Raw genomic sequence first — 17891 nt, forward strand, 5'->3', positions numbered from 1 at the left:
GCCTGTGGTCGCTGTGCGCCAGTCGTGTTGGCGGGCCGGTCAGAGCGCGCGGGTGAGTGCCGCGATATCGGCAGGGCCCACCCGGCAGCAGCCGCCGACCACCTGCGCGCCCTCCGCGATCCACTCGCGGAGGTGTTCGGGGGAGAACGTGGCCGGTCCTGTCCATGAGCGCAGGTCGTGATCCCAGCCTTCGCCGCTGTTCGGGTAGGCGACGAGCGGCTTGTCCGTCACCTGCCGTGCGCACGCGAGTGCCCCTGCGACGTCGTCCGGCGCACAACAGTTGACACCCACCGCCACGACCTCGGGCGCCTCGGCCGCCACGGCGAACGCCTCGGTGAGCGGCTGGCCTGCACGGGTGCGGTCGCCCTCGACGTTGTAGGTGAGCCAGGCAGGCACGTCGGCGCCACCGAGCGCCGCGACGAGTGCCTCGGCCTCGACCACGTCGGGCACGGTTTCGACGGCGAGCAGGTCGGGCTCCGCCTCGACCAGGGCTTCGATCCGGGGAAGGTGCCAGTCGCGCAGCGCGGTGACCGAAAGCCCGTAGTCGCCGCGATACTCGGAGCCGTCCGCGAGCGCCGCCCCGTAAGGCCCGACGGAGGCAGCAACCCAGCGGCGCACGCCGTCACCCGCGACCTCGTCGCGGGCCTGTCTCGCGAGTTCGACGCTGCGGTGCAGCAGCGCCGTCGCCGCCTTCCGATCGATGCCACGGGCGGCGAATCCGGAGTAGGACGCCTGGTAGCTCGCCGTGGTGGCGATGACGGCGCCCGCGTCGAAGAACGCGCGGTGTGCGGCGACGATCTCTTCGGGGGCGTCGAGCAGGAGGCGTGCCGACCACAGCGCGTCGCCGAGGTCGTGCCGGGTTTCGAGTTCGGTCGCGAGCCCGCCGTCGCTCACCACGGCGTTCCCGTCGAACAACCCAGCCAACTCCACGAACCCGACTGTAATCAAAGGAGCCGTCAAACTCCCCAAACCGCCGTGTCCGCACTTCCTGCACGGGTGTCCGCACTTCCTGCACGGGTGTCGGCATTTCATGCACCTGTGCCTGCACTTCCTGCACGGGTGTCGGCACTTCCTGCACGGGTGCTGGCACTTTCCGCACGCCTGCACTTCTCGCGCGGGTGCCCGCACTGTCCGCACGCCTGCCCGCGCCGGGGTGACCGGCTCCGCTCACCCGAGGCCGAGGTGCAGCCGCAGCGCGTCGTCGAGAGCCCGGCTCAGCGGTGGGGTGAGGCGGCCGATCCGCCTGCCGAGCCGTTCCACGGCAATGGAGCGCACCTGCTCGGCCTGCGCCTTCGAGTCTTTCGCCAGCCCTGTCTCCTTCGCGGGCAGCCGAACCTGGAAGGGAAACACCCTGGTCACGGTGGAGGTCACCGGCACGACGGTCACGACACCGCGGCCGAGTCGGGCAGCCGTGGCGTTGGCGCCGTCGTTGCTGACGACGACCACGGGCCGCCGTTTGTCGCTCTCCGAGCCGCGCACCGGTTCCAGATCGGCGAGGTAGATGTCGCCCCTGCGCATCAGTGTCGCAGGCCGTCCGCGGTGGTCTGCTCCCACTGCTCGGCCTCGCCCGAGGACTCCCATTCCTGCCACGCCTCGGCGTAGGCGTCACCGAGGCGGGCGGCCTTCAGCAGTTCGACGGCGTGGTGCAGGGCTGCGGAGCGCGAGCCGATGCGGTGTTGCCGCGCGTACTCGTCGAGGAACTCGACGTCCTCGCTCGGCAGACTCACGCTCACCTTCATACCCCCATGCTACCGCCGGTGGGAACCGAGTAGGAAACTCCTCACTCCGTGCGGTTGAACAGGGCGACGGCCGACGCCAGCAGCACGACCGTGCTCACCACGGCCACCACGATCTGCACCGGTACGGGTACCACCCATCCGCCCCAGGTGATCCCGGAATCGAACACGGCACTGCCTGCCGCAGTGGTCGAGTCGAGTGAGGCGAACACCGCCGAGCGCATGGGCCCCACGACGTAGGTGAACGGATTGAGCACGGTGGCCATGTGCAACCAGCCCGGTAGGTCGCCCACCGGGAACAGTGCCCCCGAGAGGAACATCATGGGTGTGGTCACGATGCTGCTCGTCGGCATGGCCGACTGCGCCCTCGGCATGCGCACGGTGAGCAGCATGACCATCGCCGTGACCAGCAGCGCCCCGACGAACAGCAGCACGAGCAACGCCAGGAACAGCAGCGGGTCGTAGGGCACCCCGGCGAGTCCCGCCACCAGCAGCAACACGGCCGACTGCGCCATCGCGGTGGTTGCCGATCCCAGCGCCTTACCGCAGATGATGGCCGTCTTCGAGATCGGTGCCACCAGCAGTTCGCGGAGGAAGCCGGTCTCCCTGTCCCATACCACCGAGACACCGCCGAACGCGGCCGTGAACGTCACGCTCATCGCGAGCACGCCGGGGAAGAGGAACGTCTCGAAGCCGATCGCTCCTTCCCGATCGAGCGCTCCCGCGAGCCCGGTGCCCATCACGAACAGGAACATCAGCGGTTGCATCAGCGTCATGACCGTGCGGCGCCGGTCGTGGGCGAGCCAGGTCACCTCCCTGCGCCACACCGCTGCCACGGCACGCACCTCGTGCGCGAACCCGCTCGGCGGCAGTGCGGGGGCGGTGGCCGGAGTCGTCAGCGGCAGGCTCATCGGGTGGCTCCTTCGGGGGTGGAGATCGTTCGCCCTGTGTAGGTCATGAAGACGTCGTCGAGGCTCGGCCGGGTCACGGTGACGGCGTGGACGGCGACGTCGAGGTGCTCGAACAGTCGGGGGACGAACGCCGCGCCGTCGCCGATCGTGAACGTCACGGAGCCGTCGTGGAGGGCGGCGTCGAGGCCGAGGCGGTTGCGGAGGTGCGCGAGGGCCGCGTCGTCGTCCGCGGTGCGGAGGCGGATGCGGTCGGCCCCGACAGTGCGTTTGAGCGCGTCCGGAGTGTCGAGCGCGACGATCCGGCCCTCGTTCATGATGGCGATGCGGTCACAGTGCTCAGCCTCGTCGAGGTAATGCGTTGTCAGGAAAACCGTCACGTTCCATGCCTCGCGCAAGGTCGCGATGTACTCCCACACCGATGCTCTTGTGTGGGGGTCGAGCCCGATGGTGGGCTCGTCGAGGAACAGCACCTGCGGGGTGTGCAAGAGTCCCCTGCATATCTCCAACTTCCGCCTCATACCGCCGGAGAAGCTGACTATCGGGTCGTGGCGGCGCTTCGCCAGCCCGACGAAGTCGAGCACCTCGTCGATGCGGCGCCGAAGCGTCTTCTTCGGCAGGCCGTGCAGTTCACCGTGGAAGCGCAGGTTCTGCTCCGCGGAGAGAAACACGTCCAGTGTGGGCTCCTGGAACACGGCGCCGATGCGTCTGCGCACGTGGTGTCGTTCCGTCCGCACGTCGTGGCCTGCCACGACGGCTGTGCCCTCCGTCGGCTCAGTGAGTGTGCACAGGACTTTGACGGCGCTCGACTTGCCTGCGCCGTTCGGTCCTAGGAAGCCGAACAGTTCACCGTGGCCCACGTCGAGGTCGATGCCGGCAACGGCGGTGGTTGTGCCGAACGACTTGGTGAGTCCGGCGGCGCGAATCGCTGAGGTCATGACCGATCCTCTCTAACACTGTTAGAGAAAACCCTGTCTCTAACAGTGTTAGAGTGTCAAGTGTGGCTGGTAAGGCGGTATCCAAGGAACTGATCGTCGAGAAGGCAGTCGAGTTGCTGGACTCCCACGGCCTCGCCGCCGTGACACTGCGCCGTCTCGCCACGGAACTCGGTGTGTCGGCGCCGACCCTGTACTGGCACATCTCCGGCAAGCGGGAGCTGCTCGACGGCATGGCCGAGTGCCTGCTCCGCAGGGGAAGGACGGACGCCTTCGACGGGCCAGCAGAAGGGCAACCCTGGTGGGAATGGCTCGCTGAACACGCCAGGGCGATGTTCGAGACGATGATCTCGGTTCGCGACGCGCCGCAGGTCATCGCCGGTAACCGGCCGACGCCCGAAAGCCTCACCGAGATCGACGTCGCGATCGGCGCGCTCGTGGAGGCCGGCTTCGAGCCCGGCGATGCGCAACAGGTGTTCTTCGTGCTCGGCGGCTATGTCGGCGGCATGGCCCTCGAATGGCAGGAGGAGGCCGCCCGCGAGCGAGAGGGCGTCGAAAATCCAGAACTGCACGCGGCCGTCACCGACGCCGAGCGGTATCCCCACATCGCCGCCGCCATGCGTTCCGGCGTCCATCGCGAGCCCATGGAGACCTTCCTGCTCGGCCTCGATCTGCTGATCCGAGGGCTTCGCTCTTGGCATGCCGAGCGTGCCAGCTGAGCGTCGCCGTTCGTCAGTCCCGCTCGGTGAGCCTGGAGTGCGTGTCCATCGTGGCGTTCACCGTCGCTTCGAGGAAACGCACGATGGTGCGCCGCTGCTCGTCGTCGAAGTTCGCCCAGGCCCGCGAGTACGCCTCGCCGAGCGGGACGAACAGCCCCCGCCCCAGCTCCAGCGCCGCCGGGCGCACGTGCAGCACGAGCCGCCTGCGGTCGCGGGAGTCCCTGCGCCGCTCGACATACCCGAGCGACTGAAGCCGGTCGAGCACGGAGGTCGTCGCCGACGCGCTGAGCCGTAGCTCGGAGGCCAGCTCGCCCTGGTTCAGCGGGCGGCCCTCCTCGGCGGCGTCCATGATGACGACGAGGGCCGCCATGTCGGTCCGGTGTAGACCGTGTGTCTCGCCGAAGTGCTGGACGAACCGGTCGGCCTCCACGGTGAGCCTGCGGATGTGCCTGGCCAGCGGCAGGTCCGCGGTCGTGAGTGCGGCGGTGTCCTCGGTCACCGGAGTCCTTTCGGTTGGGGCAGGCGAGTGGCTGCTCCGGGTGCCAAGTCGCCGCCGACAGGGTACTGACCGTTAGGATTTCCGGACGAATACTTCGACGATCGAACGATTGGACCTCTCTTGCGCACGGCTCGCTGGCTCGTTCCCGCACTTCTGATCGTCGGCTGGCTCGCTCTCGGTGCCTTCGGCGGCCCGTTCGCGGGAAAGCTCAGTGGCATCGCGGAGAACGACGCCGCCTCGTTCCTGCCGGAGTCGGCCGAGTCCACCAGGGTCGCCGAGCTCGAACGCCGGTTCGCCGACACGGAGGCGATCCCCGCCATCGTCGTGGCCGAACGCGCCTCCGGCATCACGGGTGGCGACCGCGAGTTCCTCGCTGCGAAGGGTTCCGAGATCGCGAGGTGGGACGCCACGACACCAGGGTCACCACCCATCCCGTCACGGGACGGTGAAGCGCTGCAACTGATCGTTCCCATCACCGGGGAGCCCGGCGACGTGGTCGAACGGATGCGGCAGACCCTCGGCGAGAACCGGCCCGGCGGCCTCTCCGTCTACGTCACCGGCCCCGCCGCGCAGGTAGCCGATCTTTCCGAGGCCTTCGGCGGCCTCGACGGGCTTCTGCTTCTGGTCGCGGGCGCGGTCGTCGCCGTCATCCTCGTGCTGGTCTACCGCAGCCCATTGCTGCCGCTGCTGGTGTTGCTGTCGTCGATCTTCGCCCTCGCACTGGCCAGCCTGCTCGTCTACGTCCTCGCCGACGCGGGCGCCATTACTCTCAACGGGCAGAGCCAGGGCATCCTTTTCATCCTCGTGTTCGGTGCCGCCACCGATTACGCACTGCTGCTCGTCTCGCGCTACCGCGAGGAACTGCGAACCACAGGCGACCGGTTCGCCGCCATGCGCACCGCGTGGCGGGCGACGATCGAACCCATCGCGGCCAGCGCGGGCACCGTGATCCTCGGCGTGCTGTGCCTGCTGTTCAGCGATCTCGCGTCGAACCAGGGTCTCGGGCCGGTAGCGGCGATCGGCATCGCAGCGTCGGTCCTGGCCTCGGTGACGTTCCTGCCTGCTGTGCTCGTGGTCTTCGGCAGGGCGGCGTACTGGCCGTTCCGCCCCGTCGAGGGCTCGTCGCCCCCGGAGTCGGGCGGGCTGTGGGGCAGGGTGGCCAAGCGTGTTGACAAGGCCCCAAGGGTGGTGTGGGTCGTCACCGCGCTGGTGTTGCTCGCGGGCGCGGCTTTCGTGCCCCAGCTCAAGGCCGGTGGCACGTCGCAGGCGGACATCTTTCTCGACCCCGTGGAGTCGGTGAGCGGTCAGGAGGTGTTGTCGCGGCACTTCCCCGGTGGATCGGGCTCACCCGCGGTGGTGATCGCCGAGGCATCACGAGCGGATGCCGTGCTCATGGCCAGTGACGTGCCGGGCGTGTCCCGCGCGGAGAGCACGGGCACGCAGGGTGGTCTCGTGCGGATCGAGGCGTTGCTCTCGGACCCGGCCGACTCGGACCCGGCCATCGCCACGGTCGAGCGCCTTCGCGACTCGGTGCACGCGGTGGAGGGCGCGAACGCGCAGGTCGGCGGCCCGACGGCCCAGCAGCTCGACACGCGCACGACCTCGCAACGCGACCGCGCGGTGATCATCCCGATCGTGCTCGTGGTGGTGTTCGCCGTGCTGGCCCTGCTGCTGCGCGCGCTGCTCGCGCCGTTGCTGCTCATCGCCACGGTGGTGCTGTCTTTCGGCGCCACGATGGGGGTTTCGGCCCTGGTGTTCAACAACGTGCTCGACTTTCCAGGAGCCGACCCGGCCGTTCCGCTGTTCGCGTTCGTGTTCCTGGTGGCACTCGGGATCGACTACAACATCTTCCTCATGACCCGCGTGCGTGAGGAGACGTTGTCGGTGGGCACGCGCGAGGGCACGCTGCGGGGGCTCACCGTCACCGGCGGTGTCATCACGTCGGCTGGCGTGGTGCTGGCCGCGACGTTCTCGGCGCTGGCGGTGCTGCCGATCCTGTTCCTGGCGCAGCTGGCGTTCATCGTGGCGTTCGGTGTCCTGCTCGACACCCTCGTGGTGCGATCGCTGCTGGTGCCTGCGCTGACCATCGACATCGGCAGGAAGGTCTGGTGGCCTTCACGGCTGGCCCGACGGGAGGGGTAGGCGTTTTCCGGGGGCTCATCCGGGAATGCCTACCTCCGCATGAACCAGACGAGGATGAGGTGAGAGGTCATGGCCCAGTGTGAGGTGTGTGGCAACGACTACGACATGACGTTCGAGGTCCGCACGGTGGGAGGTGGGGTGCACACGTTCGACTCGTTCGAATGCGCCATCCACCGGCTCGCGCCCATCTGCGAGCACTGCGGCTGCCGGGTCGTCGGCCACGGCATCGCGGTCGAGGGCCGTTTCTACTGCTGCGCGCATTGCGCCCGCCAGATGAGCGAAGAGGGAGCGAAGGCAAGGGACGCGGTGGGCGCCTCAAGCTGACGCGCCGCTGCCCCGCCTCCCACCGGCGTGTCCGCACCTGGTGCACGTGTGTTGGCACCTGGTGCACGCGTGTTGGCAGCCTGTACACGGATGTTGGCACTCTGCGTACGCGTGTTGGCACTCTGTGGACGGGTGTTGGCACTCTGTGGACAGGTATCGGCAGTTCAGGACCGGGTGTTCGCACCCCAGGGACGTGTGTTCGCACATCCCGTACGTCGGGACGGCTGGGGTGCACCGGGGGACATGGGCCGACGTCTCTCCCAGGAGGAAACTTCCGCAAAGCCTTGGACCCCGCTTCGCGCGGGGTCCTGGTGCGTAAGAGGCGTCACGGATTTCACGTCAGACGACGCAACCCGTCCTCGATAGGTCGCAGCACGTCGAGGGTCGGCGGATCGGTGTGCCGAAGCGTGTCACCGGCTTTGATCACGTCCAGGTCGAGGACCGGCCAGACTGGCTGGGTGTCGTCCGTGATCCGCCAGAACGTCACCGTGGGCCGGTCGTCGGCGAGCGGGTCGAGCAGCGCGACGGGGGAGTCATACATCGGTCGTGTCCGAGGTCCTGCCCGGGAAATCGCGCATGTGCTCGGCAAGACACCTCACGTCCGCGCTCAACCGCCGGATCTGGCGCGCGTCGTGTGGCGCGGCGTCGGCGAGGTGAGCGAGCGCGCCGATGATCTCGTAGGCGCGACACCACAGCGGCCGGGCGGTGCCGTCGTCCACCAGCGTCGTCCAGTGTCCGGGGCGGCAAGTTTCGAGTACCCCGATGGCGAGGTCGTGCAGGTCCTCCCGGCTGCCACCTGCCGCGCCGCAGAGGTCGGCGATCGTGTCGTTCAGCAGTTGCCACTGCTGCCGGGTGAGGACGGCGTAGGGCTCAGGACCGCTCACTTCGTTCCCTCCAATTCGGAGACGGGCGGGATCTCGGAGGCGGGAAAGCTCAGCCGCACGCGAACTTCGCGGTCGCAGGCCAGGCAGGTCCGGTCGAGCCAGAGGCCGGTGAGGTCGTCGATGGTGGGCGTGACGACCTGTCCGCCCAAAGCGGACAACGCACGCCCTGGCGCGGCGATGTCTCGCTCGGTGTCGTAGACGTGCCGTTGTCCGCCTGCCTGCTGCCAGAGATAGCGCTGCACTGAGCCTCCCCAGATCAAAGAGCCAGAACACGTGCGTTGTTCATGGACACCATGATTTGTGCATGCACTTTCCTGCAATGCCCTGATCGGATGACAGTGCACTTTTAAACCTGCTCTCCTGACTAGGGTTTGTGCATGGCCAGCACAGCCAATACGCCCGGCGCTCGCGCTCTCGGCGCGGAATTGTTGAGGCTTCGCAAATCGGCGGGGCGCACGATGATCGAACTGGGGCAGGCGATCGGGCGCTCGCACACCCACATCTCCCGCTGGGAGAACGGCAAACTGGTGCCGACCGTGGAAGAGGTCGCGCGGGTGCTGGGTGTGCTCGGTGTCGCCGGTGAGGAGTTCGACAGCGTCGTCCGGCTCGCCCGCGAAGCGGCGGACCCGAACTGGGTCGCACCGGGTGTGGTGCGGCACCTCGCGATGCTGACGGGATACGAACGCACCGCCTCGCGGATCACGAACGTCGAACCACTGCTCATCCCAGGGCTGTTGCAGACGGCGGACTACGCCCGCTCGATCATGTTGTCCGCCGGAGCGACCGTCGGTGAGGCGGAACAGCGCACCACTCACCGGATGGGCCGCCAGCACGTTCTCACCCGGCCGCGCCCGGTGCGGCTCGATGCCGTCATCGGCGAACACGCCCTGCGCTACCCGCCGTGTGGTGCCGACGTGATGATCGATCAGTTGCACGTGCTGCTCAAGTGGGCGCGGATGGACAACGTCACGATCCGGGCGGTGGCGTCCGACAGCGGTTATCTGCCGATCTTGGAGGGTGCCTTCGTGTTGATCGAGTTCGAGAAGGCGGCGCCGGTGGTGCAGTTGGAGCACTACCGCAGCGCCACGACTCTCACCGATCGGCGAGACGTGCGGGACTACCAGACCGCGGCCGATACGATGCGCCAGCAGGCGATGAGCCCCGCCGACACCGAAGAGTTCATCGCGAGCCTTGCCAGCGGGATGGAGAGCGGTACATGAGCACAGACGGCCAGTGGCGCAAGTCGAGTTTCAGCGGCAATCAGGGCAATTGTGTCGAGTTCCGCCGTGTCGATGGTGGTGTGGAGGTGCGTAACTCCAAGCGTCCTGACGAGGCTTCCGTCGCCTACACCGACAGCGAGTGGCGCGCGTTCGTCGCCGGTGTGAAGGCAGGCGAGTTCGACCTCTGACTGACCTTTCGACGCTTGGGCGGTCACGTTCCCGGAGTAGTCGCGGGGACGTGACCGTTTTGTTCCCGCTCTCTGCGAGCCCTGAGCCACCCATCGGCGCACTTGCCGCACTCGGCACAGGTGCCTTACCAGGCATGGACGCTGAAACGCAGATCTTACGCGTCGATCTCTTCGCCTGTGTCGCCAAACGGGGAGTACTCCACAGCGATGGCCGACCCCACCTCTCGCTTCAAGCGTACTGCGAGAACTCGGCCGTCCTCTGCCCACTTTCCCCGCTCTGCTGGATCCTTTATTCCGGAGTTGCGTCCTTCCTCGTAGTCGAAGGTATCCTGCATGCGCGCGTTCCATTTTTCGATGTCGCCTAGCAGGTCTTCACTGATAGTGAGAACTTCCGAGATTTCTTCAATGTCGTAGTCGTGGAAAATTGGGTCGCCCGAGAATTGTATCCAGAATGGCCCCATCCCCCAGTCGAAGCGAATTTCAATTCGAATTACCTGCTCGCTGTCGTTCATCATAACGGCTTGGGCTTCTTTCGTGTCGAAAAAGGATTGGCCCCGACTATGTATCCGTTGTTGCCAATCGAAATAGCGATCCTGAACATATTTTCGTTTAGAGCGTTATTCAGGTGGCATGGTTGCCTAAAAATAGGACAACGGCCCCGCCGTGTAAGATCGTTTTCCTACCACAGAAGACGATTAACAGGCGGAGCCGTTGCGATACCATTCTACTACAGGACTTTCTGCCGACCAGGTTGAGGAGCTTGTTGCCCGTATTTGGCAGATCGTTCAGTGCGGTCGCGAGCGATCGTGGCCTCCGGCTATGGGACTCTATCGGGCTGTCCTACTGACGTTGATTTATGTTCGGCAGAACCTGAACCAGGCGGCCGTGGGCGATCTGTTCGATGTCAGCCAGTCGACAGTGTCGAGAGTCTATCGACGCATTCTCCCGCTGATCGGAGAGGCGTTATGCCTGCACGTTCCCCACCTCAAAGAAGCGATACGCGGCCGACTTGTCCTCGTCGACGGCACCGACATCCCCACTGGCAACCGTGCAGGTCACGAGGACAACTACTCCGGTAAGCGCCGTCGGGCCGGGCTCAACATCCAGGTGGCAGCCGATACCGACGGCGTCCTGTTGGGAATATCGATACCCCTGCCTGGCGCAATGCATGACCGCAAAGCGTTCACCGAATGCGACTGGGAGGTTCTTCTGGCCGATGCCCCGATCATCGCCGACCCCGCCTACCAAGGAACTCACGCGATCACACCACGCAAAAAACCAAAGGGCGGCGAACTTTCCATCGGAGACAAGGCCAACAACAAAGCTATCTCCTCACTGCGTGCCGCAGTCGAACGGTGCATCGCCCATATCAAGAACTGGAAAATACTCGCCACCGGTTACCGAGGACGACTCGCCGAACTTCCCAACGTCATCCGAGTCATCACCGCATTGGAATTCTACCGACTTGGCTGGTAAGCCTGAATAACGCTCTTAGTTGAACCTCGTAAACGAGTCGATCTTTTCCTGTGTGGCCGATCGGCTTACCTTGTTCGAGTGCGGCAAACAGAGTGTCTACGATATCGCTCCGCTTGATCCCGTGGATAGCGAAGTCTCGTACGCGTTTAGCTTCCAAGATATGACGTAACCCTCTGCCTTCATCCCCTTCCTCCAGCCACACGATCCTTTCGTTCGGGAGCCTGGCGATCCTCACCACTCGTTCCGGGCTGATCTTGTGGCCCTGACGCTGGACCTCGGCGATCAGGGCTGGGTCGGGTTTCGAGGTGGGCTGTGGGCGTGGTGCAGGGGACAGGGGCCGGACCGGCGCCGGGGGCGGGGTAACCGTCGCCTCCGCTCCGATTCCGGTCAGATACTGCCCCAGGATTCCGCTGATTGCTGCGCACAGTGGCTGGACCTCGTCCAGTTCCTTGCGTGCCCGCAGAAACCCCTCGACGGCCTCTACCAGCTCGGGCGCGGTGCTGCCCGTGGCGATGACCCCGAGTATGTTCGCGGCCTCCTCCAGGCAGCCGTCCGCTTCCCGCAATGTGGGCGGCGGTAGTGCCGCCAGCACACGATCGATCGCGGCGGCCAGGTCGCTGACCGACATGGAGTCCCCCAGATACTCGATTGCGCGATGATCATCGCATCGAGTCGTCCGGGTGATCAGGTATTCACCACGCCATCACCCTTGCGGGTGCACGAGCAGGCCGGCCCCGCCTCAACCGAAACTCACGAAGGCGCGCAGCGGCGGTCTCATGTCGTGGATCTCGGTGAACCCGAGTGATTCGTAGAACGCGCGCTGGCCTGGTTCGGCGTCGGTGAGCAGGACGCGCTGCCGGACGCCGGGGTAGAGGTCGAGCAGTGTCGTGACGAGTTTGCGTCCGACGCCGTGTCGTTGACAGTCCGGGTGGACGAGGACGTCTTGGACGTAGACGATGCTCGCACCGTCGGACACCGACCGCGCCAACCCGGCGAGTCGCCCTTCCTGCCTGGCGGTGACGACGCGGTGCGACCCGGCGAGCGCTCGCACGAGCGACGCGAGATCGGTGGTGTAGGCCGTCCAGCCCACCGAGTCGTACAGCGCGGCGACCTCCCCGTCGTCGAGCGAGTCGGTGTTCTCGGCCGCCACGATGATCATGTTTGAGGAACCTATACCCGCCCCGTCGGCCCTAGGCTCCGCGCCCTCTCGGTGACCTGCCTCGCCATCGTCGCCTCGTGGTTCAATCGTGTGCGGATCGAGACGTGAAGGGGTGGACGTGGCCAGGCTCGGTGAACTTGAGCGCGCGGTGATGGAGGTGCTGTGGGCGCGCGACGAACCCGCCAGTGTGCGCGACGTCCATGCCGCGCTCGGTGATCGCGGGCTCGCCTACACCACCGTGATGACGGTTCTGACCCGGTTGACCGGCAAGGGTGTTGTGCGGCGCAGCCGCGAGGGACGCGCCTGGTTGTACCGGCCCGCGGCGGGCCGCGAAGCCTACGTCGCCGAGTTGATGCTGGAAGCGCTCGAACTCAGCGGTGATCGTGGTTCCGCTCTCGTGCACTTCGCGAACTCGGTGACCAGCGACGAGGCGGACGCGCTGCGGCAGGCATTGCTTCGCGGGGAGACCGCCCCCGGAGCCGAGCGGCAGGGCGAGCAGACGTGATCCTCGTTGGGCATCAGGTCGCGGCGGCGGCCGTCGCCGTCGCGGTGATGGTGTGGCTCCTGCGGAGCCGCTGGACCCATGCCCACCCTCGGCCCGCGCTGGTGCTGTGGCAGCTGAGCGGCCTCACGTTCGTGCTCTCCACGGTGGGCGTCCTGCTCGGGTTCGGGCTCGCCCCGTTCCATCGCGGGTTCTTTCCCGCGCTGCTCGACCTGCCGCAGCGGTGGGCCGAACTCGACTACTGGCATCTCGCCGCCGTCGCAGCAGGTCTGCTGCTCGCGGCGTGGCTCGTGGTGAACCAGATCCTCAGCTTCCGCAGTACGGCGCGCGCCAGAGCGCGCCACCGGCTGCTGTTGCAGCTCGTCGCGCAGCCCAACTCGGACGCGCTCGTCGTGGACCACCCTGTCGCCGTGGCCTACTGCCTGCCGGGAAGGCACCCCCGCATCGTGGTGAGTGCGGGCGCGCGGCGCCTGCTCAGCGCCATCGAGCTGGACGCGGTTCTCGCGCACGAACGCGCACACGCGCGCGAGCGGCACGACCTCGTGATCGCGCCCTTCCAGGCGTTGCGGCGGCTCGTTCCTTCCAGCCAGGTGCTCACGCGCGTCTGCTCCGCCATCGAGCTGCTCGTGGAGATGTGCGCCGATGACAAGGCCGCGAGGCAACACGGCCGCGAACCGCTCGCGAGTGCGCTGGAGCGGTTCCACGCCAATGGTTCGGTGGGGACACCGAAGGGTGCGCTGGCCGTTGTGGGAGCCTCAACGCACGTCGAGGCGCGAATCCGCAGGCTGCGGCATCCGTACAGGGAGGCGCTCCCTCGGATGTTGCCTGCCGCGTGCGTGGTGCTGCTCGTCGCGCTGGGAACCTCGGCGAGCATCTTCGCCGTGCCGCTCCAGTAGTTACTACGACTTGTAGTATCTTGCCGCCATGGACATCGTTTACGACATTCTGGTCTTTCTGCACCTGCTCGGTATGGCGGTCCTCGTCGGTGGTGTGATCATGCGACTGGCCGCGCCGCAGTCGCCGAACGGCCTCGTGCTGCTCTCCGGGGCGGGTGCGCAGGTGCTCACAGGTGTCGCGATCACCGGCATCGCCTCCGCGGGGCTGGTGGACAACGACGTCAACAACACCAAGATCGCCGTCAAGCTCGGCATCGCGGTCGTCGTGCTCGTTCTCGCGCACATCCTGTGGCGCAAGCCGCAGGCCGGCAAGGGCCTGTTCTACACGCTCGCCGCATTGACGCTGATCAACGTGGGTGTCGCGGTGTTCTGGTGAGTTCGAAAGTCTTGGCCGTGTTCCCGAGGGGTCCCCATCGTGCGGCCGGGGATCTCGTGGAACACGGCCGTCTCAACGCCTCGGTGCGGTCTTACGCAGCCAGATCAGCCCGAACACGGGCAGCACGAGGGGGATGAAGAGGTAGCCCATCCCGTAGTTCGACCACACCGTCGCGTCGGGGAAGGCACCAGGTAGCAGCAGGCTGATGGTGCCGACCACGAGGACGCCCGTCATCTCGAAGGCACACGCCACGACGGCGACGCGCCACCACCCGACGCCCCTTTTCGCCAGCGCCAGTGTCGCGAGCACGTACACGACGGCGGCCAGCGCCGACAGCGCGTACGGCACGGGTGCCTCGTCGAACCGGGTGGCGATCTGCGCCGCCGCCCTCGACGTCGAGCCGACCGCGAAGATCGCGTAGATGGCGACGAGCACCCGCCCTGGCCCGCTCGCGGTGGCGGGCGGGGCCGTCGTCTCCGGTTCGCGCTCAGGCGTCCGATCAGGCGTCCGCTCAGGCATTCGCGCCCTCCCACACCTGGTACATCCGCAGGATCAGCACCGGAACGGTGACGCAGGCGACGCCGAGCACGGCCGTGCTCGACCGGGTGCGTTCGGCCAGCGCCCACACCGCGCCGAGCGGCAGGACCAGCAACACTCCCACCAGGTAGGCGAGGAACGTGATCATGCTGCCGGGCCGCTGCCCGGAGAACAGCAGGACGACCGCGATCACCACCTGCACGAGGAGAAGCACCTCGATGCCGGCGAGCCCGTACAGCAGAGGCCGCGTCGGCGGCCGGTTGATGGCGACGAGCACGAAGCTCCACCCCGCGACCGCGAGCGCGCAGACCGCGATCACGACGGCGAACGCACTGATCACTGGCCCTCCCAACGTCTACGACCAGCCGTAGGATACGGGGAGCGCCGAAGAGGCCGTCAGCTGACCATCAGCGACCGCAGAGCCTCACGCAGTCCGCCGCCGATCTCGACCGGACGCCTGCTCTCCCGATCGACGAAGACGTGGACGAAGTGACCCTGCGCCACCAGCTCCGAGTGGTCCTCGCGGTGAAGGCCGAGTTCGTAGCGCACGCTCGACCTGCCGAGATGGCCGACCCGCAGCCCGATGGACAACTTCTCCGGGTACGACGCCGAGGCGTGGTAGTTGCAGTGCGACTCGACGCACAACCCGATGACGTCGCCGTCGTGGATGTCGAGGCCGCCTTTCGCGATCAGCCAGTTGTTGATCACCGTGTCCATGAAGGCGTAGTGCACGACGTTGTTGACGTGGCCGTAGACGTCGTTGTCCTTCCAGCGGGTCGGCACGACCTCCCAATGCGCGTAGCTCACTCGCGGAGGTTCTCACGATCTCCCGTGCCGGGGCGAGACTTGTTCACATCCGATGATCACGCTGATCACAGCACCAGCACGATCTGCGGGGTCTTGACGGACTCCGCACTCGCGGCACGGTCATCTCGGATACGGTTTGCGCGTGCCGAGACTGGGTGGAGGAACACGATGACGAGCACCGTGCCGCGGCACGGCCCCGAGGTGGCCACGCCGCCCGCAGGCTCGGAACCACCAGGCGCGAACCGTGGTTCGAGGTCGGGCCTCGCCGGTCTGCTCGATCTACCCGCCGAACTGGTGCGCGGCATGGCGCGTTCGGCGGCGACGACTCCGGGCAGGCTTTCGCTGATCGGCGTGGGACTCGTGGTGCTCTCGCTGCTCACAGGGCTTGTCGGCACCCTGTCGATGCAGGACCGCGACGACAGCGTTGACGCGCTCGTCGAGCACAGGGAGCCGCTGGCCGCTGCCGCGCAGGAGGTGTACCGGTCGCTGTCGGACGCCGACGCCACGGCGGCGACGGCGTTTCTGACGCCGGGCGCCGAATCCCCGGCGCTGCGCGAACGCTACGCCACCGACATCGCCAAGGCAGGCGCGGCGCTCGCGAAGGCCGCGTCCGACTCGGCAGGCATTCCGGAGGCTGCCGAACACGTCGATGTGCTCAGCAGGCAGTTGCCGGTCTACACCGGTCTCGTCGCCTCGGCGAAGGCGAACGACCGGCAGGGTTACCCCGTCGGCGCGGCATACCTGCGCGAGGCTTCCGAACTCCTGCGCTCGACCATCCTCCCCGCGGCCGAGGCGCTCTACGAGGTCAACGCGGGCAGGCTCGCCGAGGAGCAGGACGACGCGACGAGCTTCCCGTGGTTTCTCGCCGTGGTGCTGGTTTGCCTGATCGGCGCCCTGCTCTACGCCCAGACCTTCCTGAAGAAGAAGACCAACCGGGTCTTCAACGTGGGCCTTCTGGTGTCCTCGGGCGCGGTGGGGCTGCTGGTGCTGTGGACGGCCGTGGCGTTGATCATCCAGGGCGTGTTCGTCGGCAGTGGCCGCGAGGACGGCACCGAGCAGGCCGACCGCCTCGTCAGGGCGCGGATCGCGGCGTTGCAGGCTCGCGCCGACGAGACGCTCACCCTGGTGGCCCGAGGCGGGGGCGCGGAGTACGAGCAGGGTTTCACCGACCAGTTCGGACGGTTGGCAGGCATCCAAGGGCGCGGTGGACTTCTCGGCGAGGCCATCGCGGCGGAGACCGACGACGCCCGCCTCGAATCGCTGCGCAGAGCCCACGAACACGCGGCGGCCTGGTTCGACGCACACCGCAGGGTGCGGGAACTCGACGACAGCGGCGAACATCAGAAGGCGGTGGAGCTGGCGATCGACGCGGAGGACGAACGAAGTCCCGCTGCGGCGTTCGGGAAGGCCGACAGCGAACTCGCCGCGTCCATCCACTCCGCGAGGCGCGGTTTCGTCGAGGACACGTCCTCCGGAGCGAGCGCGCTCACGCTGCTCGCTCCCGCCTACGCGCTGCTGTCCGTCGTCGCCGCGCTCGGAGCAACCCTCGGTATTCGTGAACGCCTGCGGGAGTATCGCTGATGACGCCAAGGATTCGAACCCGAGGTGCGGTGCTCGCCGCACTGTTCGCCGTGGTGCTGGCGGGATGCTCGCCGGTCACCGAGCCCGTCGATCCCGCGCCGGTGGACTCCGTGAGTCAGCCGATGCCGGCCAACACGGAGATCGACCCGAAGTTCGACACCGCGGGCAGTGCCGACGCGAGCTGTAACCCGACCGCGAGCCTCCGCCCCGACTCCTCGATCCCGGCGTCCTCGACGATGGCGGAGATCAAGCAAAGGGGCCACCTGATCGCGGGCGTGGATCAGAACACGTTCCTCTTCGGTTTCTCCGATCCCGAGACCGGCGAGTTGCACGGGTTCGACATCGACATCGCGAAGGAGATCGCACGCGCGCTGTTCGGCGATCCCGAGGCCGTCCGCTTCAAGGCCATCTCCTCCGCCGAACGCGTCGATGCGCTCGCGAAAGGGGACGTGGACATCGTCGTGCGCACGTTCTCCATCACGTGCGAGCGCCTCAGGCAGATCAACTTCTCGACGGTGTACTACGTCGCGGGACAGAGGGTGCTCGTCGGCGCCGACTCGACGGCTCGCAGTCTCTCCGACCTCGGGGGACAGCGTGTGTGCGCGGCGCGCGACTCGACGTCGTTGAAGAACATCGCGAACAGCACGCCGAGGCCCGTCCCGGTGGCGGTTGACGACTGGTCCGACTGCCTCGTACTGCTCCAGCAGGGCCAGGTGGCCGCCGTCTCGACCGACGACACCATCCTCGCGGGCATGCGCGCGCAGGACAGATCGGGTACGAAGATCATCGGCGAGCGGTTCACCGAGGAGTACTACGGGGTCGGCATCCCTAAGCAGAACGAGGACATGGTGCGGTACGTGAACGCGGTACTCGAGGACGTCCGCGACGGCGCGTGGCAGGCCAGCTACAACCGCTGGCTGCGACAGGACCTGGGGGCCGCCTCCCCGCCGAAGCCCGAGTACCGGTGAGACCCTTCGGAGGTAGCAGTGTCGGATGAGCCAC

26 protein-coding genes are annotated in these 17891 nt (G+C 67.0%); 11 read left to right on the forward strand and 15 right to left on the reverse strand.

Going from position 1 to position 17891, the window contains the following annotated elements:
• Positions 1–39: 39 nt before the first annotated feature.
• From mmuM to SACXIDRAFT_RS11420, 5 genes are all read right to left on the reverse strand, one after another.
• The gene (gene mmuM, locus SACXIDRAFT_RS11400; RefSeq protein WP_050986928.1) at positions 40–930 is read right to left on the reverse strand and encodes a homocysteine S-methyltransferase; all 891 of its coding nucleotides are present in this window, start codon (positions 928–930) and stop codon (positions 40–42) included.
• Positions 931–1167: 237 nt separating this feature from the next.
• Positions 1168–1518, reverse strand: a complete 351-nt coding sequence (locus tag SACXIDRAFT_RS11405) for a type II toxin-antitoxin system PemK/MazF family toxin (protein ID WP_006238711.1) — start codon at positions 1516–1518, stop codon at positions 1168–1170.
• Positions 1518–1739 (reverse strand): ribbon-helix-helix domain-containing protein, encoded by a 222-nt coding sequence (locus SACXIDRAFT_RS11410; RefSeq protein WP_006238712.1) that lies wholly within the window; start codon positions 1737–1739, stop codon positions 1518–1520. Before SACXIDRAFT_RS11410 ends, SACXIDRAFT_RS11405 begins: the two co-directional genes overlap by 1 nt.
• A 41-nt stretch (positions 1740–1780) precedes the next feature.
• Positions 1781–2647 carry an ABC transporter permease gene (locus SACXIDRAFT_RS11415; RefSeq protein ID WP_006238713.1) on the reverse strand — a complete coding sequence of 289 codons (867 nt, stop codon included), beginning with the start codon at positions 2645–2647 and terminating at the stop codon, positions 1781–1783.
• A complete protein-coding gene (locus SACXIDRAFT_RS11420) occupies positions 2644–3582 on the reverse strand; it encodes a daunorubicin resistance protein DrrA family ABC transporter ATP-binding protein (RefSeq protein ID WP_006238714.1) in 939 nt (312 codons plus the stop codon). The genes SACXIDRAFT_RS11415 and SACXIDRAFT_RS11420 overlap by 4 nt, the downstream gene beginning before the upstream one ends.
• A gap of 62 nt (positions 3583–3644) precedes the next feature.
• Between SACXIDRAFT_RS11420 and SACXIDRAFT_RS11425 the strand changes: the two genes are divergently transcribed.
• Positions 3645–4298: a TetR/AcrR family transcriptional regulator C-terminal domain-containing protein gene (locus tag SACXIDRAFT_RS11425; RefSeq protein WP_006238715.1), complete on the forward strand. Its 654-nt coding sequence runs from the start codon at positions 3645–3647 to the stop codon at positions 4296–4298.
• Between the two features lie 13 nt (positions 4299–4311).
• Here the strand turns inward: SACXIDRAFT_RS11425 and SACXIDRAFT_RS11430 are convergent, their stop codons facing one another.
• Positions 4312–4797 (reverse strand): MarR family winged helix-turn-helix transcriptional regulator, encoded by a 486-nt coding sequence (locus tag SACXIDRAFT_RS11430; RefSeq protein ID WP_006238716.1) that lies wholly within the window; start codon positions 4795–4797, stop codon positions 4312–4314.
• A gap of 120 nt (positions 4798–4917) precedes the next feature.
• Between SACXIDRAFT_RS11430 and SACXIDRAFT_RS11435 the strand changes: the two genes are divergently transcribed.
• Together SACXIDRAFT_RS11435 and SACXIDRAFT_RS11440 are read left to right on the forward strand one after the other, a co-directional pair.
• Positions 4918–6939 (forward strand): MMPL family transporter, encoded by a 2022-nt coding sequence (locus SACXIDRAFT_RS11435; protein WP_006238717.1) that lies wholly within the window; start codon positions 4918–4920, stop codon positions 6937–6939.
• Positions 6940–7008: 69 nt separating this feature from the next.
• Complete coding sequence (locus SACXIDRAFT_RS11440; RefSeq protein ID WP_006238718.1) at positions 7009–7263, forward strand: metallothionein; 255 nt, start codon at positions 7009–7011, stop codon at positions 7261–7263.
• 334 nt (positions 7264–7597) lie between these two features.
• Here the strand turns inward: SACXIDRAFT_RS11440 and SACXIDRAFT_RS11445 are convergent, their stop codons facing one another.
• From SACXIDRAFT_RS11445 to SACXIDRAFT_RS11455, 3 genes are read right to left on the reverse strand one after another with little or no spacing between them, the layout of a single operon-like run.
• The gene (locus SACXIDRAFT_RS11445) at positions 7598–7804 is read right to left on the reverse strand and encodes a hypothetical protein (RefSeq protein ID WP_006238719.1); all 207 of its coding nucleotides are present in this window, start codon (positions 7802–7804) and stop codon (positions 7598–7600) included.
• Complete coding sequence (locus tag SACXIDRAFT_RS11450; protein WP_006238720.1) at positions 7797–8147, reverse strand: hypothetical protein; 351 nt, start codon at positions 8145–8147, stop codon at positions 7797–7799. Before SACXIDRAFT_RS11450 ends, SACXIDRAFT_RS11445 begins: the two co-directional genes overlap by 8 nt.
• Positions 8144–8389, reverse strand: a complete 246-nt coding sequence (locus SACXIDRAFT_RS11455) for an HC3 family zinc finger protein (RefSeq protein WP_006238721.1) — start codon at positions 8387–8389, stop codon at positions 8144–8146. The genes SACXIDRAFT_RS11450 and SACXIDRAFT_RS11455 overlap by 4 nt, the downstream gene beginning before the upstream one ends.
• Before the next feature lie 135 nt (positions 8390–8524).
• Here SACXIDRAFT_RS11455 and SACXIDRAFT_RS11460 point away from each other — a divergent pair, with 135 nt between their 5' ends.
• Positions 8525–9367 (forward strand): helix-turn-helix domain-containing protein, encoded by an 843-nt coding sequence (locus SACXIDRAFT_RS11460; protein WP_006238722.1) that lies wholly within the window; start codon positions 8525–8527, stop codon positions 9365–9367.
• Positions 9364–9555, forward strand: a complete 192-nt coding sequence (locus SACXIDRAFT_RS11465) for a DUF397 domain-containing protein (protein WP_006238723.1) — start codon at positions 9364–9366, stop codon at positions 9553–9555. The genes SACXIDRAFT_RS11460 and SACXIDRAFT_RS11465 overlap by 4 nt, the downstream gene beginning before the upstream one ends.
• 155 nt (positions 9556–9710) lie before the next feature.
• Here the strand turns inward: SACXIDRAFT_RS11465 and SACXIDRAFT_RS11470 are convergent, their stop codons facing one another.
• Positions 9711–10070: an immunity protein CdiI family protein gene (locus SACXIDRAFT_RS11470; protein ID WP_006238724.1), complete on the reverse strand. Its 360-nt coding sequence runs from the start codon at positions 10068–10070 to the stop codon at positions 9711–9713.
• 304 nt (positions 10071–10374) lie between these two features.
• Between SACXIDRAFT_RS11470 and SACXIDRAFT_RS22425 the strand changes: the two genes are divergently transcribed.
• Positions 10375–11031, forward strand: coding sequence for a transposase family protein (locus tag SACXIDRAFT_RS22425; protein ID WP_198284311.1), 657 nt, complete (start codon positions 10375–10377; stop codon positions 11029–11031).
• On the opposite strand, the gene SACXIDRAFT_RS22430 is transcribed toward SACXIDRAFT_RS22425, so the two are convergent.
• Positions 10997–11659: a hypothetical protein gene (locus SACXIDRAFT_RS22430; protein WP_006238725.1), complete on the reverse strand. Its 663-nt coding sequence runs from the start codon at positions 11657–11659 to the stop codon at positions 10997–10999. The genes SACXIDRAFT_RS22425 and SACXIDRAFT_RS22430 overlap by 35 nt on opposite strands.
• A gap of 111 nt (positions 11660–11770) precedes the next feature.
• The gene (locus tag SACXIDRAFT_RS11480) at positions 11771–12190 is read right to left on the reverse strand and encodes a GNAT family N-acetyltransferase (RefSeq protein WP_006238726.1); all 420 of its coding nucleotides are present in this window, start codon (positions 12188–12190) and stop codon (positions 11771–11773) included.
• 112 nt (positions 12191–12302) lie between these two features.
• Here SACXIDRAFT_RS11480 and SACXIDRAFT_RS11485 point away from each other — a divergent pair, with 112 nt between their 5' ends.
• The 3 genes from SACXIDRAFT_RS11485 to SACXIDRAFT_RS11495 are packed head-to-tail and all read left to right on the forward strand — an operon-like array spanning position 12303 to position 13964.
• Entirely contained in the window at positions 12303–12695 is a 393-nt protein-coding gene (locus tag SACXIDRAFT_RS11485) for a BlaI/MecI/CopY family transcriptional regulator (protein ID WP_006238727.1), read from the forward strand.
• Positions 12692–13588 (forward strand): M56 family metallopeptidase, encoded by an 897-nt coding sequence (locus SACXIDRAFT_RS11490; protein WP_006238728.1) that lies wholly within the window; start codon positions 12692–12694, stop codon positions 13586–13588. The genes SACXIDRAFT_RS11485 and SACXIDRAFT_RS11490 overlap by 4 nt, the downstream gene beginning before the upstream one ends.
• 28 nt (positions 13589–13616) lie before the next feature.
• Positions 13617–13964 carry a hypothetical protein gene (locus tag SACXIDRAFT_RS11495; RefSeq protein ID WP_006238729.1) on the forward strand — a complete coding sequence of 116 codons (348 nt, stop codon included), beginning with the start codon at positions 13617–13619 and terminating at the stop codon, positions 13962–13964.
• A 72-nt stretch (positions 13965–14036) separates the two neighbouring features.
• Here SACXIDRAFT_RS11495 and SACXIDRAFT_RS11500 read toward each other — a convergent pair whose 3' ends face one another.
• Genes SACXIDRAFT_RS11500 through SACXIDRAFT_RS11510 form a run of 3 tightly spaced genes read right to left on the reverse strand, consistent with a single transcriptional unit; the run spans position 14037 to position 15308 of the window.
• Positions 14037–14483, reverse strand: coding sequence for a hypothetical protein (locus SACXIDRAFT_RS11500; protein WP_006238731.1), 447 nt, complete (start codon positions 14481–14483; stop codon positions 14037–14039).
• Entirely contained in the window at positions 14476–14841 is a 366-nt protein-coding gene (locus SACXIDRAFT_RS11505) for a hypothetical protein (RefSeq protein WP_006238732.1), read from the reverse strand. Before SACXIDRAFT_RS11505 ends, SACXIDRAFT_RS11500 begins: the two co-directional genes overlap by 8 nt.
• A 56-nt stretch (positions 14842–14897) precedes the next feature.
• On the reverse strand, positions 14898–15308 hold the full coding sequence (locus SACXIDRAFT_RS11510) for an acyl-CoA thioesterase (protein WP_006238733.1): 411 nt from the start codon (positions 15306–15308) through the stop codon (positions 14898–14900).
• 168 nt (positions 15309–15476) lie between these two features.
• Here SACXIDRAFT_RS11510 and SACXIDRAFT_RS11515 point away from each other — a divergent pair, with 168 nt between their 5' ends.
• Together SACXIDRAFT_RS11515 and SACXIDRAFT_RS11520 are read left to right on the forward strand one after the other, a co-directional pair.
• Positions 15477–16889 (forward strand): GlnX family signal transduction membrane protein, encoded by a 1413-nt coding sequence (locus SACXIDRAFT_RS11515; RefSeq protein ID WP_006238734.1) that lies wholly within the window; start codon positions 15477–15479, stop codon positions 16887–16889.
• Positions 16889–17857, forward strand: coding sequence for a glutamate ABC transporter substrate-binding protein (locus SACXIDRAFT_RS11520; protein ID WP_006238735.1), 969 nt, complete (start codon positions 16889–16891; stop codon positions 17855–17857). The genes SACXIDRAFT_RS11515 and SACXIDRAFT_RS11520 overlap by 1 nt, the downstream gene beginning before the upstream one ends.
• Positions 17858–17891: the final 34 nt, after the last annotated feature.

The sequence above is a fragment of the Saccharomonospora xinjiangensis XJ-54 genome, from assembly GCF_000258175.1.
Classification (GTDB): Bacteria; Actinomycetota; Actinomycetes; order Mycobacteriales; family Pseudonocardiaceae; genus Saccharomonospora; species Saccharomonospora xinjiangensis.